General features: G+C 63.5%; 12 protein-coding genes. 2 read left to right on the top strand and 10 right to left on the bottom strand.

Annotation, left to right across the window (positions count from 1 at the left end; all coding sequences use genetic code 11):
• Positions 1–33: 33 nt before the first annotated feature.
• Complete coding sequence (locus tag CLV47_RS18805) at positions 34–1,284, bottom strand: homogentisate 1,2-dioxygenase (RefSeq protein ID WP_106350658.1); 1,251 nt, start codon at positions 1,282–1,284, stop codon at positions 34–36.
• A 133-nt stretch (positions 1,285–1,417) separates the two neighbouring features.
• Entirely contained in the window at positions 1,418–2,104 is a 687-nt protein-coding gene (locus CLV47_RS18800) for a TetR/AcrR family transcriptional regulator (protein WP_106350657.1), read from the bottom strand.
• Positions 2,105–2,196: 92 nt separating this feature from the next.
• Here CLV47_RS18800 and CLV47_RS18795 point away from each other — a divergent pair, with 92 nt between their 5' ends.
• Positions 2,197–3,099 carry an alpha/beta fold hydrolase gene (locus CLV47_RS18795; RefSeq protein WP_106350656.1) on the top strand — a complete coding sequence of 301 codons (903 nt, stop codon included), beginning with the start codon at positions 2,197–2,199 and terminating at the stop codon, positions 3,097–3,099.
• A 79-nt stretch (positions 3,100–3,178) separates the two neighbouring features.
• Positions 3,179–3,688, top strand: a complete 510-nt coding sequence (locus CLV47_RS18790; protein ID WP_238145518.1) for a mycothiol transferase — start codon at positions 3,179–3,181, stop codon at positions 3,686–3,688.
• Between the two features lie 44 nt (positions 3,689–3,732).
• On the opposite strand, the gene CLV47_RS18785 is transcribed toward CLV47_RS18790, so the two are convergent.
• From CLV47_RS18785 to CLV47_RS18750, 8 genes are all read right to left on the bottom strand, one after another.
• The gene (locus tag CLV47_RS18785; protein ID WP_106350654.1) at positions 3,733–5,106 is read right to left on the bottom strand and encodes an NAD-dependent succinate-semialdehyde dehydrogenase; all 1,374 of its coding nucleotides are present in this window, start codon (positions 5,104–5,106) and stop codon (positions 3,733–3,735) included.
• Positions 5,107–5,144: 38 nt separating this feature from the next.
• On the bottom strand, positions 5,145–6,017 hold the full coding sequence (locus CLV47_RS18780) for an LLM class F420-dependent oxidoreductase (protein WP_106350653.1): 873 nt from the start codon (positions 6,015–6,017) through the stop codon (positions 5,145–5,147).
• A 103-nt stretch (positions 6,018–6,120) separates the two neighbouring features.
• On the bottom strand, positions 6,121–8,508 hold the full coding sequence (locus tag CLV47_RS18775; protein ID WP_106350652.1) for an ATP-binding cassette domain-containing protein: 2,388 nt from the start codon (positions 8,506–8,508) through the stop codon (positions 6,121–6,123).
• A gap of 102 nt (positions 8,509–8,610) precedes the next feature.
• Complete coding sequence (locus CLV47_RS18770; protein ID WP_106350651.1) at positions 8,611–10,197, bottom strand: flavin-containing monooxygenase; 1,587 nt, start codon at positions 10,195–10,197, stop codon at positions 8,611–8,613.
• Positions 10,194–11,150: an alpha/beta hydrolase gene (locus CLV47_RS18765; protein WP_106350704.1), complete on the bottom strand. Its 957-nt coding sequence runs from the start codon at positions 11,148–11,150 to the stop codon at positions 10,194–10,196. Before CLV47_RS18765 ends, CLV47_RS18770 begins: the two co-directional genes overlap by 4 nt.
• A gap of 256 nt (positions 11,151–11,406) precedes the next feature.
• Positions 11,407–12,600, bottom strand: a complete 1,194-nt coding sequence (locus CLV47_RS18760) for a CaiB/BaiF CoA transferase family protein (protein WP_106350703.1) — start codon at positions 12,598–12,600, stop codon at positions 11,407–11,409.
• A 5-nt stretch (positions 12,601–12,605) separates the two neighbouring features.
• Positions 12,606–13,574, bottom strand: a complete 969-nt coding sequence (locus tag CLV47_RS18755; protein ID WP_106350650.1) for a zinc-binding dehydrogenase — start codon at positions 13,572–13,574, stop codon at positions 12,606–12,608.
• Between the two features lie 34 nt (positions 13,575–13,608).
• Positions 13,609–15,390 carry an acyclic terpene utilization AtuA family protein gene (locus CLV47_RS18750; RefSeq protein WP_106350649.1) on the bottom strand — a complete coding sequence of 594 codons (1,782 nt, stop codon included), beginning with the start codon at positions 15,388–15,390 and terminating at the stop codon, positions 13,609–13,611.
• Positions 15,391–15,475: the final 85 nt, after the last annotated feature.

The following is a 15,475-nucleotide window of genomic DNA, read 5'->3' as shown; positions in this document are numbered from 1 at the left end:
CCGTCCTTGGAGACGCTCTGGGATCGGTACGCACTAGTTCGACGGGAGGTTGCGCGACCAGGACGACGCGTACAGGCCATCGTCGCTGGCCCGCCCTGCCTCGCCGATCTCCAGCGGCCGGAACGTGTCGATCATGACCGCGAGCTCGTCGAAGTAGTCGATACCAACGGAGTTTTCGTACGCTCCGGGCTGCGGTCCGTGCGAGTAGCCGCCCGGGTGAACCGAGATCGACCCCTTGCCGATCCCCGAACCCTTCCGCGCCTCGTAGTCGCCGTCGACGTAGAACATGATCTCGTCACTGTCGACGTTGGAGTGGTAGTAGGGCACCGGGATCGAGAGTGGGTGGTAGTCGACTTTGCGCGGCACGAAGTTGCAGATCACGAAGTTGTCGCCCTCGAAGACCTGATGGACCGGTGGCGGCTGATGCACGCGGCCGGTGATCGGCTCGAAGTCGCGCACGTTGAACGCATACGGGTAGAGGCAGCCGTCCCAGCCGATCACGTCCAGCGGATGAGTCGGCAACGTATGCACCGTCCCGACAATGCCGCCGGGCCCGTTGCCGCGGTGCTTGATGTAGACGTCGGTGGCGTCGGCAGCGTCTGCGCCGACGTCCTCGGCCAGCAGCGGACCGCCGGCCGGACGGAGGTCGCGTTCGCAGTACGGCGAATGCTCCAGCAACTGGCCGAACCGCGACAGATAGCGCTTCGGCGGGGCGATATGCGAGTTGGCCTCGATGCAGTAGACCCGCAGCGGCTCACCATCTGTGTCAGGGACCCATCGATGGTTGGTCGCCCGCGGAATGATCACGTAGTCACCCTCGGCGGCTTCGATAAGCCCGAACGTCGTCTCCACCCGCGCCGAACCTCTTTCGACGTACAGGCACTCGTCGCCGATCGCGTTGCGGTAGTACGGCGATGGCGTATCGGCTACTACGTAGGAGATCCGGACGTCGCCGTTACCGAGCACGAGCCGCCGCCCGGTCACCACGTCCACTCCCTGGTACGGCGTCGCGCCGCCCGGCGCGGTGTCGTCGACGGCAAAAAGGTCGTGCAGTTTCAGGTGCATGGGGATGATGGGATGGTTGGGCTCGGTCGACTGGTCGGCGAGGTCCCAGATCCGCGAATCGGCGATCGTGGACGGAATGTTGCGGTGATAAAGCAGCGACGAGTCCGAGGAGAACCCCTCCTCCCCCATCAGTTCTTCGTACGCCAGCCGGCCGTTGTCCAGGCGGTGCTGCGTGTGCCGCTTCGGTGGGATGAATCCTGCGGACTGATAATGCGCCATTGCCCTCACGCCTTCACAACTGTGGTCAATCGGGACAGTTCATGTGTATCGCATTTCCGCGCTGTCCGCGATCGGGAGGGCTCGCGATTCTCTGACATAGGCCGGTCACAAAGCGCGATGCGCGGGCGACCACCTATTTCCCAGCATCACCGAGGAGGCCGATAAGCGCTCGACCAACGAGTGCGTCGAAGCGATCTGCGCCGGTCATCTCCAGGGGTGCATCGGCGACGGCAGCAGCGATTCTCGGATGGTCACCGGCAGCGGCCACATGAGCAAGGTAGGCCGCCTGGCGACGTTGCGCCCCAGAGTTACCGTTGACCTCGCTCTGCACGAAAGACGAGACCAACGCATTCAGCATCGCGAAGGTCTCGAGTTTGGTCGAAACGTCGGCGGGATGATCGGCCAGCAGGCCAAGTACGTGCTCGAGCAGGTCGATGCCGTTGGGGCCCAGTGTCGGCGTGGTCGCGACCATCGCGGGCAGCCACGGATGAGCATGCATAATCTGGCGCATCTGACGGCCGATATCAAGCAGGTCAGCGATCGCGTCGCCGGTAGATGGCGTGAATTCGTATTCTTCGGCGACCGCATCGATCATGAGGTCGAGCAGATCATCCCGAGCAGCGACATAGCGATAGAGCGAGCCGGCGCCGGTACCCAGATCCGCAGCGACGCGTCGCATCGAGACCGCGTCCAAGCCATCCACATCAGCAATCCGAACAGCGGCCGCAGTGAGCTGCGCTCGGCTGCGCTCGGCCGGCCGGCCGAGGTTCGCATGCTCGCGTCGCAGCCAGATGATCTCGTCATCGCGATCTGCGGTCATTCGCACCTCCAACACTATTTGCGAACACTGTACCCGAAAAAGAGGTATCATCATTTGCGAACGATGTTTGCAAATGACGGAAGGGAGTCGGAATGAATACCAACACAACGAGGTATGCCCGGAACGGGGACGTCGAGATCGCCTATGAAGATCTCGGAGGCGCCGGCGGCGACCCGCTTCTGCTCGTGATCGGCCTAGGCACCACCCGGTTCTGGTGGCCGCAGGGGCTCGTCGACTCCCTCGTCGGCGAGGGATTTCACGTCGTTGCTTACGACCATCGAGACGCCGGAGAGTCCACTCGCTTCCCCGATACCGAAAAAGTGCATCCGCTAGTCGCACTCTTCCGACCGCGTCCGGCCGCGTACACCGCCGAGGACCTGACCGACGATGCGGTTGCCGTACTCGACAGCATGGGCTGGGAGTCGGCGCACCTCTTTGGCCATTCGATGGGCGGGCTGGTCGCTCAGCGGATCGCAATTCGGCATCCGAGCCGAGTCCGTAGCCTAATAACGTCGGGCGCGGTGCCAAGTGATGCATCCGGATTATCCGCACTTCGGTTCGTGCGACCCCGGTTCATAGTGCAGATGAGCCGCATGAAATTTCCTGAAGGACGCGACGGCGACATCGCACTCGGGGTTGCAGTTCTTCGGGCTCTATCGACTTCGGATTACCCTTTTGACGAGAGGGCGGCCCGGATCATCGCCGAACGGGACTCGAGCAGCCCGTTTCGCGATACAAAAGCGATGAGTCGGCAAACCGGCGCGAAGTGGAGCGGAGGTTCTCTCGCGGAAATCAGGCAACCGACCCTCGTCGTGCATGGGCTTGAAGACCCGGTGCTGCGACCGTCCGCGGGGCGAGCGATCGCGACGGCCGTTTCCGGGGCCCGGCAGTTGATGATCCCCGGACTCGGACATTTCGTCCCACGCGAGCTTTGGCCGACCTTCGCGCGCGCGATCCGCACTACCGCTGCTCGCGCGACCGGACCCCACGCCTAGTCGCAGACTAAAATGTCGCTCGCCGGATTACGGTGAGACGTGGTACGACCCTGTGCAACCCTCCATGAAAGGAACCGCCGTGAACTCTGCCGATCTACTGCGCGACCACTTCGACCGGATTACCGAGATCGTCAACGACGCCGTCGAGGGCCTGACCCCGGAGCAGCTGTCGTATCGTCCCGACGCCGACGCCAACTCGATTGCGTGGCTGGTCTGGCATCTGACGCGAGTGCAGGACGACCATGTCGCGGACGTCGCTGGAATCGATCAGGTCTGGACTTCTGAGGGATGGGCGCGACGCTTCGATCTTCCGTTCGACGATGCGGCGCATGGCTACGGGCAGAGCTCGGAGGATGTCGCGAAGGTAAAGGTCGAGTCCGGGGACCTGTTGACCGGCTACCTCGACGCGGTGACCGCCCAGACCAAGAAGTACGTCGCGACACTCACCGACAAGGACCTCGATCGGGTGGTCGACACACGGTGGGACCCGCCGGTAACTCTCGGGGTACGGCTGGTCAGCGTCATCGGCGACGACCTGCAGCATGCGGGGCAGGCGTCGTACATCCGCGGGCTCATCGAGCGGCTTTAACAAAAGCTGCGGCCGAGCGTCGGAGGTACGACGCCTGCGCGTCGTTACTTCGGGATGCGCACGAGCTTCTTGTTGACGAACTCGTCCATCCCGAACTTCCCGAGCTCGCGGCCAATGCCAGAACGCTTCACGCCGCCAAATGGTAGATCCGCCTGCGTGCCGCCAACTGCGTTGATGAACACCATCCCGGTGTCGAGCCGGTCGGCCACGGCGCGTGCCTTGTCGAGGTCGGCACTCCACACCGTGCCGCCCAGGCCGTACGACGAGCTGTTGGCGAGTTCGACCGCCTCGTCCTCGTTGGCCACCTTGTAGACGACGGCGGCCGGCCCGAAGAGCTCCTCGGAGTAGGCACGCATCTGCGGGGTGACATCGGTCAGGACCGTCGGTTCGATATAGGCGCCCGGACGGTCGACTGGCTTGCCACCGGTGTGCACCGTCGCTCCCTTGTCGATCGCGTCCTGGATCTGCGACATCAGACCATCGGCGGCGGCCTGCGACGACAGCGGGCCGAAGGCGGTCTTCGGGTCGAGCGGATCTCCGGGCTTGATCTGGCTGAACTGGTCGGTCAGCGTCTCGACGAACTCGTCGTACAGATCATCCTTGACGATGAAGCGCTTCGGGGCGTTACAGGCCTGACCGGCGTTCATCGCGCGCCAGCCGGCACCGATCTTTGCCGTCTTCTTTACATCGGGCGAGTCAAGCACGATGAACGCGTCAGATCCACCTAGTTCCAGCACAACCTTCTTGAGGTTGCGCCCGGCGACCTCGGCAACGGCCGCGCCGGCACGCTCACTACCGGTGAGTGAGACTCCGTGGTTACGCGGATCGGCGATGATGTCGGCCGCCTGATCGTTGGTGGCGAAGACGTTGATGTAGGCGTCTTCTGGCAGCCCCGCATCTTTGAAGATCTGCTCGATCGCGAGCGCAGACTCCGGGCAGCATGGCGCATGCTTGAGAATGATCGTGTTGCCGAGCATCAGATTGGGCGCGGCAAAGCGGGCCACCTGGTAGTACGGGAAGTTCCACGGCATGATCCCCAGGAGCGAACCGAGCGGCGCCGAACGTACGACGGCCTCGCCGCCGCCACTGACCGAAAGGACCTCGTCCTGCATCAGGCCGGGGCCTTCGGTGGAGTAGTAGTTGTAGATGCTTCCGACGATGCCGACCTCGCCGATTCCCTGGGCGACCGGCTTGCCCATCTCACGCCCGATGATCCTCGCGAGTTCTTCTTTGCGCTCGTCGTAGAGTTCGGCAACGCGAGCGAGGACCTTCGACCGCTCGCCGACCGGGGCGTTCTGCCAGGTCTTGAACGCCTCGTCCGAACGCTTCAACGCATCCTGGATTTCGGCGTCGGTGGCCTCGGGGTATTCCTTGACGGTCTCCCCGGTTGCTGGATTTACTACCTTATAAGAAGTCATGAGCCCACCCTAACCGCGCAGCTGCGGAACTGGAAGGCTCAGAACTCCGCAATTGCGGGTACAACCTCGCGGCCGAGGATTTCCAATGCGGTGATCTGCGAGACGTGCGGTACGCCGCCATGCACCTCCGAGACGCCGAGCTTCGCGAGCGCCTGCAGTTCCTCGATCAACTTGTCCACGCCTGCGCCGCCCTCGCCGGGATCCAGCGACCGCATGACGGTCTTCTCGATGTCGTCGTAGTCGCGGCCCTCGCGGTCGCAGTGTTCTCGCAGTACGTCGAGTTTATGGGTCAGGTCGTCGTTCGCGAACAGGTTGCACGCGTTCGCGTACTTGGCCACCATACGAAGGGTCTTCTTCTCGCCGCCGCCGCCGATCAGGATCGGTGGATGCGGCTTGGTGAGCGGCTGGGGCGAGTTGAGGGTTCTGGCCAACTGGTAATGCTTGCCGTTGTACGGCCCATCGTCATCGCTCCACATCTGCAGGCAGATCTGAATTGTCTCCTCGAGACGCTCGAACCGTTCTGCCAGAGGAGGGAACGGCAGTCCGAGACCGCGCGCTTCGTCTTCGTTCCAGCCCGCACCGATACCGAGCCAGGCTCGCCCACCGGACAACACGTCAAGGGTGCTGACGATCTTCGCCAACATTCCTGGCTCGCGGTAGATTGCGGCCGTAACCCAAGGCACGAGCTCGATCTTCGAGGTCCGAGCGGCGAGGAACCCGAGAGTCGTATATGCCTCGAGCATCTCGCGCTCCGGCGGTCCAAGCATGCTGATCTGCCAGACGTGGTCCATCACGCTGACCCGCTGAAAATCGGCCTCTTCGGCCGCCGAAACGATCCGGATGAGGTCGTCGCGCAGTCCGGCCGGACCACTCGGGAAGGTGTGGTCACTGATGTGCAGTCCGATTTTCATGAAGCCTCCGACAGGATGTGAAACACGGCGTTTTCCATTAGATACCTACTCCGGCAACGGCGCCGCGAACAGCACGCGGCAATACAGGCCTCATGAGCATCGATCAGGCGCCGACGTACGCCGCAAGATGCTCGCCGGTGAGGGTGGATCGCGCCGCGACGAGGTCGGCCGGCGAGCCCTCGAAGACCAGCCGGCCACCGTCGTGACCGGCGCCCGGTCCGAGATCGATAATCCAGTCGGCGTGCGCCATCACCGCCTGGTGATGTTCGATGACGATGACCGACTTGCCGGAGTCGACGAGCCGATCGAGCAGCCCCAGCAACTGCTCGACGTCGGCGAGGTGCAGGCCGGTGGTCGGCTCGTCGAGGATGTAGACATCACCCTTGTCGGCCATCTGCGTCGCCAGCTTGAGCCGTTGCCGCTCGCCGCCGGACAGGGCTGTGAGTGGTTGCCCGAGGGTCAGGTAGCCGAGCCCGACATCGACGAGCCGGTCGAGGATTTTATGCGCGGCCGGGATACTCGCCTCGCTGTCCTTTCCGAAGAAGGCTTCGGCCTCGTCCACCGACATGGCGAGCACCTCGGCGATGTTCTTGCCGGCGAGGTCGTACTCGAGCACGGCGGTTTGGAAGCGGCGACCCTCGCACTCTTCGCACGGCGACTCGACGGTGGCCATCACGCCGAGCTCGGTGAAGATCACCCCGGCACCGTTGCACGAGGGACAGGCGCCCTCGGAGTTGGAGCTGAACAATGCGGGCTTGACCCCGTTGGCCTTGGCGAACGCCTTGCGGATCGGCTCGAGAAGGCCGGTGTACGTCGCCGGGTTGCTACGCCGCGATCCCTTGATCGCGCCCTGGTCGACGACGACTACACCGTCACGCCCATCCACCGAGCCGTGAATCAATGAGCTCTTGCCGGAACCGGCGACACCGGTGACCGCGACGAGCGCTCCAAGCGGGATGTCGACGTCGACGCCCTGGAGGTTGTGCGTCGTGGCCCCGCGCACCTCAAGGGCGCCGGTCGGCGTACGCACCTCGTCCTTCAGCCGCGCGCGGTCATCAAGGTGCCGGCCGGTGATGGTGTCGCTCCCCCGCAGTCCCTCGACCGTGCCCTCGAAGACGATCTCGCCGCCGCCGGAGCCGGCCAACGGACCGATATCGACGACGTGGTCGGCGATCGCGATGGTTTCGGGCTTGTGCTCCACCACCAGCACGGTGTTTCCCTTGTCCCGCAGCTGCAGCAGCAACTGGTTCATCCGCTCTATGTCGTGGGGGTGCAGGCCGATCGTCGGTTCGTCGAAGACATAGGTGACGTCGGTCAAGGACGAGCCGAGATGGCGGATCATCTTGGTGCGCTGCGCCTCGCCGCCGGAGAGTGTCCCGGCGGGCCGATCGAGTGAGAGGTAGCCCAGCCCGATCTCGGTGAATGACTCGAGCAGGTGAAGCAAGCCGGCCAACAGCGGGCCCACGGAAGGTTCGTCCAGCCCGCGGACCCAGTCGGCCAGATCGCTGATCTGCATGGCACAGAGGTCAGCGATGCTCTTGCCGCGGATCTTCGATGAGCGGGCCTCCGGCGTCAGCCGGGTGCCCTCGCACTCGGGACAGGTCTGGAAGGTCACGGCCCGCTCGACGAAGCGACGGACGTGCGGCTGCATCGCCTCGGGATCTTTAGACAGCATCGACTTCTGGATCTTGGGGATGATGCCGTCGAAGGTCAGGTTGACGCCCTCGACCTTGATCTTGGTCGGCTCGGCGTACAGCATCGTATCGAGCTGCTTCTTGGTGAATTTCGCGATCGGCTTGTCCATCGGCAGGCCGACCCCGGCAAAGAGCCGGCCGTACCAGCCGTCCATTGAGTAGCCGGGGACCATCAGCGCGCCATCGTCAAGCGACTTGGAGTCGTCGTACAGCGCGGTGAGATCGATGTCGCTGACGTGACCCATGCCCTCGCACCGTGGACACATGCCGCCGAGATAGACCGCCTGCTTCACGGTCTTCTTCTCGACCCGGCCGCCTTTCTCGGTGGACATCATCCCGCTGGCCTTGCGGGTCGGGACGTTGAACGAGTATGCCGTCGGTGGACCGAGATGCGGATCGCCGAGCCGGCTGAACAAGATCCGCAGCATCGCGTTGGCATCGGTAGCGGTGCCAACCGTCGACCGCGGATTGGCCCCCATCCGCTCCTGGTCGACGATGATTGCGGTCGTCAGCCCCTCGAGGTAATCGACTTCGGGTCGAGTCAGCGATGGCATGAAACCCTGAACGAAGGCGCTGTAGGTCTCGTTGATCATCCGCTGGGACTCGGCGGCGATCGTACCGAATACGAGTGAGCTCTTACCTGATCCGGAGACCCCGGTGAACACGCTCAGTCGCCGTTTAGGCAACTCGACGCTGATGTCCTTGAGGTTGTTGACGCGAGCGCCTTGCACGCGTATTAGGTCATGGCTATCAGCGGCGTGTTTTGTCGTGGACTGCCTGTCCTTCTTGGTGGCCAAGGTCTTCGTGTCTCCATCGGTCGAGAGTGGCTTTGGCGCGCGCTCGATCGATCGAAACGCGAGAATGACACTCGCGCAGTAACTCGTCCCCGGAACGCGGTACTAGGTTAGATCAAAACCGTGGTATCCGACCGTCGCGACGCCGTTGGCCACCTGGGCATAGGTATCGACGCCGCCGACGAAAGGCATGAAGACCCTTTCTTTGCCCGGGATGTTGGCACCCATATACCAGGAATTAGCCTGCGGCATCAGCGTCATGTTGCCGAAGTCGTTGACCGTGCTCACCCAGTTGTCCTCTGCCTCCTGAGTCGGTTCCATCCGCGTCTTGCCTTGCGCGTTGAGGTAGCCGATCGCGTCGGTGACCCAGTTGACGTGGTATTCGATCGACACGAGCATGTTGGACAGCACCGACGGGCTGCCGGGACCGGTGATCATGTACAGGTTCGGGAAACCGACGCTCATCAGGCCGAGATAGGTGCGCGGCCCGTGTGCCCACTTTTCGCGCAGGAGCTGGTCCCCCGCACGAATCTCGATCCGGTCCAACGCACCGGTCATGGCATCGAACCCGGTCGCAAAGATGATGACGTCGACCTTGTGCTCGGTGTCGCCGGCGAGGATCCCGTCCTTGGTGATTTGTCTGATCGGCTGCTCGTTGATGTCGATCAGCGTGACGTTGTCCTGGTTGTAGACCTCGAAGTAACCGGTGTCCACGCACATCCGCTTGCTGGCGATTGGATACGTCCGCGGCGACAGCTTCTCGGCTGTCTCGGGGTCCTTGACCTTCTCGCGGATCTTCGAACGGACGTATTCGGCGACCTGGTCGTTCGAGCGCGCGTCGATCAGGGCGTCGGCGAACCCCGAGTTGAATCCGAGCCCACCTTTTTGCCAACGCTCATCGAAGTCCCGCTGGATTTCCTCAGGCGGCGCCTCGGACATGAGTCCGGTCCCGGCGTTGGTGAAGAACCCGATGCGGGTGTTGCGATCCCGCTCGCGAAACGCCGGGTAGTCCGCCTTGATCTCCGCGAGCTGCTCCTCAGTCCAAGGGTGATTGTGTGCCGGTACAGCGAAGCTTGGCGTCCGCTGGAACACCGTTAGCTCCAGTACGTCGGGAGCGATCGCGGTGATCGTCTGCAAACCAGAAGACCCGGTGCCGATCACGGCGACCCGCTTGCCGGTCAGGTCGACACCCTCATGGGGCCAACTAGAGGTGTAATACTGCTCCCCGGCGAAATCCTCCATGCCTTCGAACTTCGGCCGAGACGGCGCCGACAGGCAGCCGGTCGCTGCGATCACGTAGCGAGACGTGAGCTGCGCACCGTCGTCGGTGGTCGTCGTCCACGTGTCCGCGTCCTCGTCGAACTCCAGCTTCTCGACCCTGGTATTGAACGAGATGTCCTTGCGCAGATCAAATCGGTCGGCAACGTGTTTGGCGTACTTGAGCAACTCGGGTTGCGCGGCGTACCGCTCGGACCAGTTCCATTCTTGTTCGAGATCCTCGTCGAATGAGTACGAGTAGTGGATCGACTCTATGTCACAACGCGCGCCCGGGTATCTGTTCCAGTACCACGTGCCCCCGACATCGTCGCCGGCCTCAATTACACGCGCGCTGACGCCGATCTTGCGCAGCTTGTGCAGCTGGTACATGCCGGCGTACCCGGCTCCGATAATGACTACGTCGACGTCGGTCATTTGACGGCAGCTCCTTTGAGATCGGCGATCCGGCTGTTGATTCGGTCCGCTACATAGTCGATCCCGACCCGGTTGCCCGGCAGGATGTTGACCATCTGGAAGAACGCGTGCATCTGGCCTTCTGCGGTCGACACCTCGACGGGCACGCCCGCGCTTTTGAGTGCTTCGGCGTACGCCGCGCCCTCATCATGAAGGGGATCGCACTCGGCGAGATATACCAACGCCGGTGGCAGGCCCGCGAGGTTGGGATTCCGCAACGGCGATGCATCGGGGCTCTTGCGTGCTTCCTTATCCGGCAGATAGTGGTCCCAGAACCAGATCATCGTCTCGCGACTGAGCAGCAGTTGATTGTCCGGATCCAGATACGACGCGGTCTCCAGATCGCAATCGGTAACCGGGTAGACGAGCACTTGGTAGTCGATCTTCGGGCCGCCCTTGTCACGCGCCCACTGGGTCATGACCGCGGCGATATTGCCACCGGCGCTGTCCCCCGCAACGATGAACGGCACATCAGATCCCGCGAACTCGGCCGCGTGCTCGGCGGCCCACTGGAGCCCGATGTAGCTATCGTCGATCGCCGTCGGGAACGGGTGCTCCGGCGCTTTGCGGTAGTTGACGAGCACGACGACCGACTGAGTGGCGTTAACCAGTTCCCGGCCGAGATTGTCGTACTGCAAGTCGATGTCGCCAATAACCCAACCGCCACCATGGATATAGACGATGACCGAGGTCGCTGCGCCTTCCGGCTTGAGGACACGCACCCGGAACGTGCCGCCGTCCTTGCCCGTGAGGCGAGTGTTGTGGACCTCGCCGACCTCGGGACCGCGTCCGCTCATGCCCGCGAGCACCGGTCCATTGATCCGCGCGATCGACGGCGTAACTTCATGCATCGGTGGCGCGCCGGCCTCCGCCATCGCGGCAATAAATCCTTGCGAAGCCTGATCCAGTGTCATAAATTCACCGACTGCTTTCTGACCTGCCATCCGGCAGATCGACCGAAAATCGCGGTCGCGCACATGACACGACCCAACGTGTCCCCTGAAACGCGAATGCGAATGCGCATGGTGACGACGCGTCCAGCGGCATCAAACCCGTCGACTCGCTTGTGGCGATGACGGTTAAAAATCTTCTATATGTCTGTGATGCACTGACTGTAAGCGCGAGTTCATCGGCCCGTCAACCGAGCACACCGCTTCGATGAACATTTGTTCAGACGATGGTGCCGCTTGCGCGCAGTTTGGCTAGGCGATCGGCGTCGTACCCGATCTCGCGCAGCACTTCGTCACTGTGCTCGCCGAGTTCGGGTGGATAACGGGGAGTGATCTTGTCGACTCCGCCAACATTGATCGGGTTGGCGACGGTCATCATCTCCCCGGACTCGAACGGGACGATGACCCCGTTGGCGAGCATCTGCTGGTCGTTCGGGATGTCAGCCGACTCGGCCACGACCTCGAACACGATCCCCTTCTCGGTAAGTATCGTGCGCCACTGCGCCTGATCCTTCGTCGCGAATGCGTCGTCGAAGATCTTGATCAGCTCGGCCGAGCGCTCGTGGCGGTCGGCCCTGGTCTCAAACCGTGGGTCACTGAGCAGGTCACTAAGGCCGAGGCATTCGACGAGCAGCGGCCACTGGCGCGGTTCGTTGAGAGCGGTCAAGATCAGCCACTTGCCGTCTTGGCAGCGGTAGTGGTTGCTCAGCGCGTTGGCGCCGTGCTCACGCGGCGGGCGCGGGATGAACTGCGCCCCCGTCAGCGCTGCCTGCGCCATCACCGCGTTCGCCCAGGCCCCGTTCGCGAGCAACGACGATTGGACCAAGGTGCCCTTCTTCGTCCGCTCGCGCTGGTAGAGAGCCATGACGATGCTCGCGAACAGCGTCATCGCCGACGGATGGTCGCCCATCCCGGATGGCGCACGGCCAGGTGTCGCGCCTGCATGCGCGCGCGTGGCATCCATGATCCCGGACCGGGCCCAGTACGCCGTCATGTCAAAGCCCGGCTTGGCGACCTCGTCGCCGCGCTCGCCGTACCCGGTGAACGAGGCGTAGATCAACTGGTCGTTATGCGCCGAGAGCGTCTCGTATCCGATCCCCAGCCGAGAGCGGACGGCGAGCGGCAGGTTGGTGATAAAGACATCCGCCTGACCGACAAGGTCGGCGAGCACCGCCTGGCCGTCAGCCGTGGACAGGTCGAGGGCCAGGCTGCGCTTGTTGCGGTTGTCGAGCATCCAGGCGAAGTTGTGCTCGCTCTTGGGCATTCCCGGCAGGTAGCCCATGGTCCGGTCCGGGTCGCCCTCTCCGGGCGATTCGACCTTGATGACGTCGGCGCCGAAGTCCGACAAGATTGTCGCGGCTGCCGGCGCGGCGATGTAGCTCGCGCAATCGATGACCTTGAGCCCGTCAAACATGCTCGTCACTTGGCAGCGTCCTCGCCGTCGACGGTAAGAACGACCTTGAGGCGGCCGACGGACGGCCGGGCAGCGATTTCGAAGGCCTGCTGCACGTCAGCGATTGGCATCACGTTGGTTACGTATCGCTGCGCGAGGCCCGGGTGCGCGCGCAGGTATTCCTGCGCCGCCCTCAGATATCTCGCGTGCTCGGTGGTGATCCCTGCATGAAGCGTCAGGTTCTTGCGAAATAACCAGTGGAAGTCGATCGGGTAGTACGGGTCGTCATTGACGCCGAACGCCATGATCTGCCCGCCGACAGCGGCCGCGGTGATCGCGTCATTAAGGGTACCGATTTGGTGGCCAACGGCCTCGACGACCAACATTGGCCGCTCATCCTTGGTCAACGTCGGCGCCCAGTTTCGGCTCGATCCGTAGATGATCTTGTCGACGCCGAAGTCGGCGCCCAGATCGCTGCGATCGACCACATCGACACCGATGACCTCACTCGCACCGCGAGACTTGAGCACGTGGCTGAACAGCAGTCCGATCGGGCCTTGGCCGATGACCGCCGCCCGGCGTCCGGCCACGCTGTCGAACCGATCAACGGCGCACATCACGCACGCCAGCGGCTGGGCGACCACGGCCGCAACATCAGAAATGTCCGGTTCGACCGGCACGACCTGGTCGGCGTACGCGGTGAAGACCTCGACGAGCCCCTGTAGGTCCTTTGCCCAGCCGATGACCCGTTGGCCAACGGCGATCGACGTACTTTTGGAAGCGACGACGTCACCGACGATCTCGTGCAGCGGCCATACGCCTGGCGCTTTCTCCTGCGGGTCGAAATGCATCCGCACCGGCGGTAGGTCGCTGCCGCAGATCCCTCCGGCACGCAATCGCACAAGCAGTTCCCCCTCACCGATGTCGTCCATGCCGGGCGTCGGCACCTCGGTATTGCGGAATTGGTGGGGAGCGATGAGCCGTTGCGACCACATACGTTGGCTAGTCCTTTGTCTTGTCGGGAGAAGGCTAAGAGTCGGCGGCGCCGAGAAGTTGCCGCGGGACCTGCACGTGCTTGGCGCGGATGTATTCGCCCACGGCCTTTCCGATCTGGTCGACACGCAAATTGGACGATCCGCCGGTGCCCAACAGGCCCTTGAGCAGGAAATGCACCGCGCCCAGGTTGGGGAACTCGTGTCGAACGATATCGATGTCCTTGGCCTCGGGGACGAGCATGTAGAACTCGTCCGTGGTGAGCGCCTGCCGCAGCCAGGAGTAGGCCGCTTTGTCGCGGACCCAGATGCCGACGTTGCTGTTGCCGCCCTTGTCCCCACTGCGCGCGTAGGCGAGCGCGCCGAGTTCGACCGTGCGCAGGTCCGCGGCCCGATAGCTCTCGGGTCGGGGCTCGTCGTGCTCCGGCTGAGTGCTTAGCTCCGTTTCGTCCGGCGGCGCGATGTCAAGCGCAGTGCCGTCCCACAACACGGCCCGATGGTTGATCAGCGCCATGTCCAGAAGGGCCGGCCAATACTCGATCCGTGGCTGAGGCTCGGCAGCGCGGGACGCCGCACCGTCGCGATAATAGCCGGGGATACTGCTGAGGTAGAGGCTGTTGAGCCGGCCGGCGAGGTTGAACTCTTTGAGCGTTTGGCGATCCCGCGCGGTGGCCATGAAACGCACCGGCACCGTCGCATCCCACTGACTCTGTGGATCTGCCGCCGCCGTACCCAGTGGGGTCACGACATAGTCGTCGACACCGACGGTCATGTTGCGGCCGACCTGGGAGCGCAGCAGGTCGACCTTCTTCTCCACGTCCGGTGCCGTGACGTACGCCGTCTCCATCACTTGGTAGCCGATCGGCGCGAAGGTTGCGACCTTGGTCGTCGGGGGCGGCGGCGAACCGACGACCCCTGATACAAGGACTCGGTCCGGGCCGATTTGCTCGAGTTGAATGCTCTCGATGTGCAGCGTGACGTCGGGATTGAGGTAACGCGGGCCCTGGATCTCATAGAGGATCTGCGCAGTGACGGTGTCGACGGTGACGGCGCCGCCGTCACCGGAGTGCTTGGTGATCACCGTCGATCCGTCGGCGGCCACCTCGGCGATCGGAAAGCCCGGGACCAGCATGTTGGGTACGTCGGCGAAACCGGAGAAGTTGCCGCCGACTGCGTGCGATCCGCATTCAATGATGTGCCCCGCGGTGACAGCGTGCGCGAGAGCGTTCCAGTCGTCGCGCGCCCAGCCGTGCCACCACGCCGCCGGCCCGAGCGTCAACGAGGCGTCGGTGACCCGGCCACACACGACGATGTCTGCACCGGCCTCAAGCGCGGCGGCGATCCCCCAACCACCGAGATACGCGTTTGCCGCGATCGGCTCGTACCCCCATGAGCTCAGCGGCTCGCCGGTGTCGAGGTTCTGCAGCAGATTGCCGTCCTTTTGCAAGTCCCCGAGCTGCTCGAATACGTTGTCGCCCTCGACGTGCGCGACCTTCAGGTCCGCGCCGGATTGCGCGACCAACTCGCGCAGCACCACTGCCATGGCAGCGGGGTTGAATCCACCTGCGTTGGTGACCACCTTGATGCCGCGCTCGGCGATCGCCGACAGGTGCGGCTTGATCTGCTCGAGGAAGTATTCGACGTACCCGCGCGTGGTGTCTTCCTTGTAACGCGTGGAGAGGGAGGCGAGGGTGACCTCCGCAAGGAAGTCACCCATGAGTACGTCGATCGGGTCGCCGGTCATGGCCTCGTCGATCGCGGTGTAGCGGTCACCGTAGTAGCCGGAAAAATTGGCGATGCGCACAGGTTGCTTAGCCATCGATCAAGGCCTCTCGATATTTAGCGATGCTTAAGATGTCTCGCCGCTCGACGTTACCGTGCGGCCGCCGCGCAGGCCATCCCCG

The sequence above is a fragment of the Antricoccus suffuscus genome (assembly GCF_003003235.1).
Lineage (GTDB): Bacteria > Actinomycetota > Actinomycetes > Mycobacteriales > Antricoccaceae > Antricoccus > Antricoccus suffuscus.
Note: the sequence above shows the minus strand (reverse complement) of the source record. Positions and strands in the feature narration are given on the sequence as shown.

What these genes read in the sequence shown, in the direction of transcription:
- CLV47_RS18765 (WP_106350704.1), bottom strand. Translation starts at nt 11,150, where the DNA reads ATGACACTGGATCAGGCTTCGCAAGGATTTATTGCCGCGATGGCGGAG.
- CLV47_RS18785 (WP_106350654.1), bottom strand. Translation starts at nt 5,106, where the DNA reads ATGACTTCTTATAAGGTAGTAAATCCAGCAACCGGGGAGACCGTCAAG.
- CLV47_RS18795 (WP_106350656.1), top strand. Translation starts at nt 2,197, where the DNA reads ATGAATACCAACACAACGAGGTATGCCCGGAACGGGGACGTCGAGATC.
- CLV47_RS18760 (WP_106350703.1), bottom strand. Translation starts at nt 12,600, where the DNA reads ATGTTTGACGGGCTCAAGGTCATCGATTGCGCGAGCTACATCGCCGCG.
- CLV47_RS18800 (WP_106350657.1), bottom strand. Translation starts at nt 2,104, where the DNA reads ATGACCGCAGATCGCGATGACGAGATCATCTGGCTGCGACGCGAGCAT.
- CLV47_RS18805 (WP_106350658.1), bottom strand. Translation starts at nt 1,284, where the DNA reads ATGGCGCATTATCAGTCCGCAGGATTCATCCCACCGAAGCGGCACACG.
- CLV47_RS18755 (WP_106350650.1), bottom strand. Translation starts at nt 13,574, where the DNA reads ATGTGGTCGCAACGGCTCATCGCTCCCCACCAATTCCGCAATACCGAG.
- CLV47_RS18770 (WP_106350651.1), bottom strand. Translation starts at nt 10,197, where the DNA reads ATGACCGACGTCGACGTAGTCATTATCGGAGCCGGGTACGCCGGCATG.
- CLV47_RS18750 (WP_106350649.1), bottom strand. Translation starts at nt 15,390, where the DNA reads ATGGCTAAGCAACCTGTGCGCATCGCCAATTTTTCCGGCTACTACGGT.
- CLV47_RS18780 (WP_106350653.1), bottom strand. Translation starts at nt 6,017, where the DNA reads ATGAAAATCGGACTGCACATCAGTGACCACACCTTCCCGAGTGGTCCG.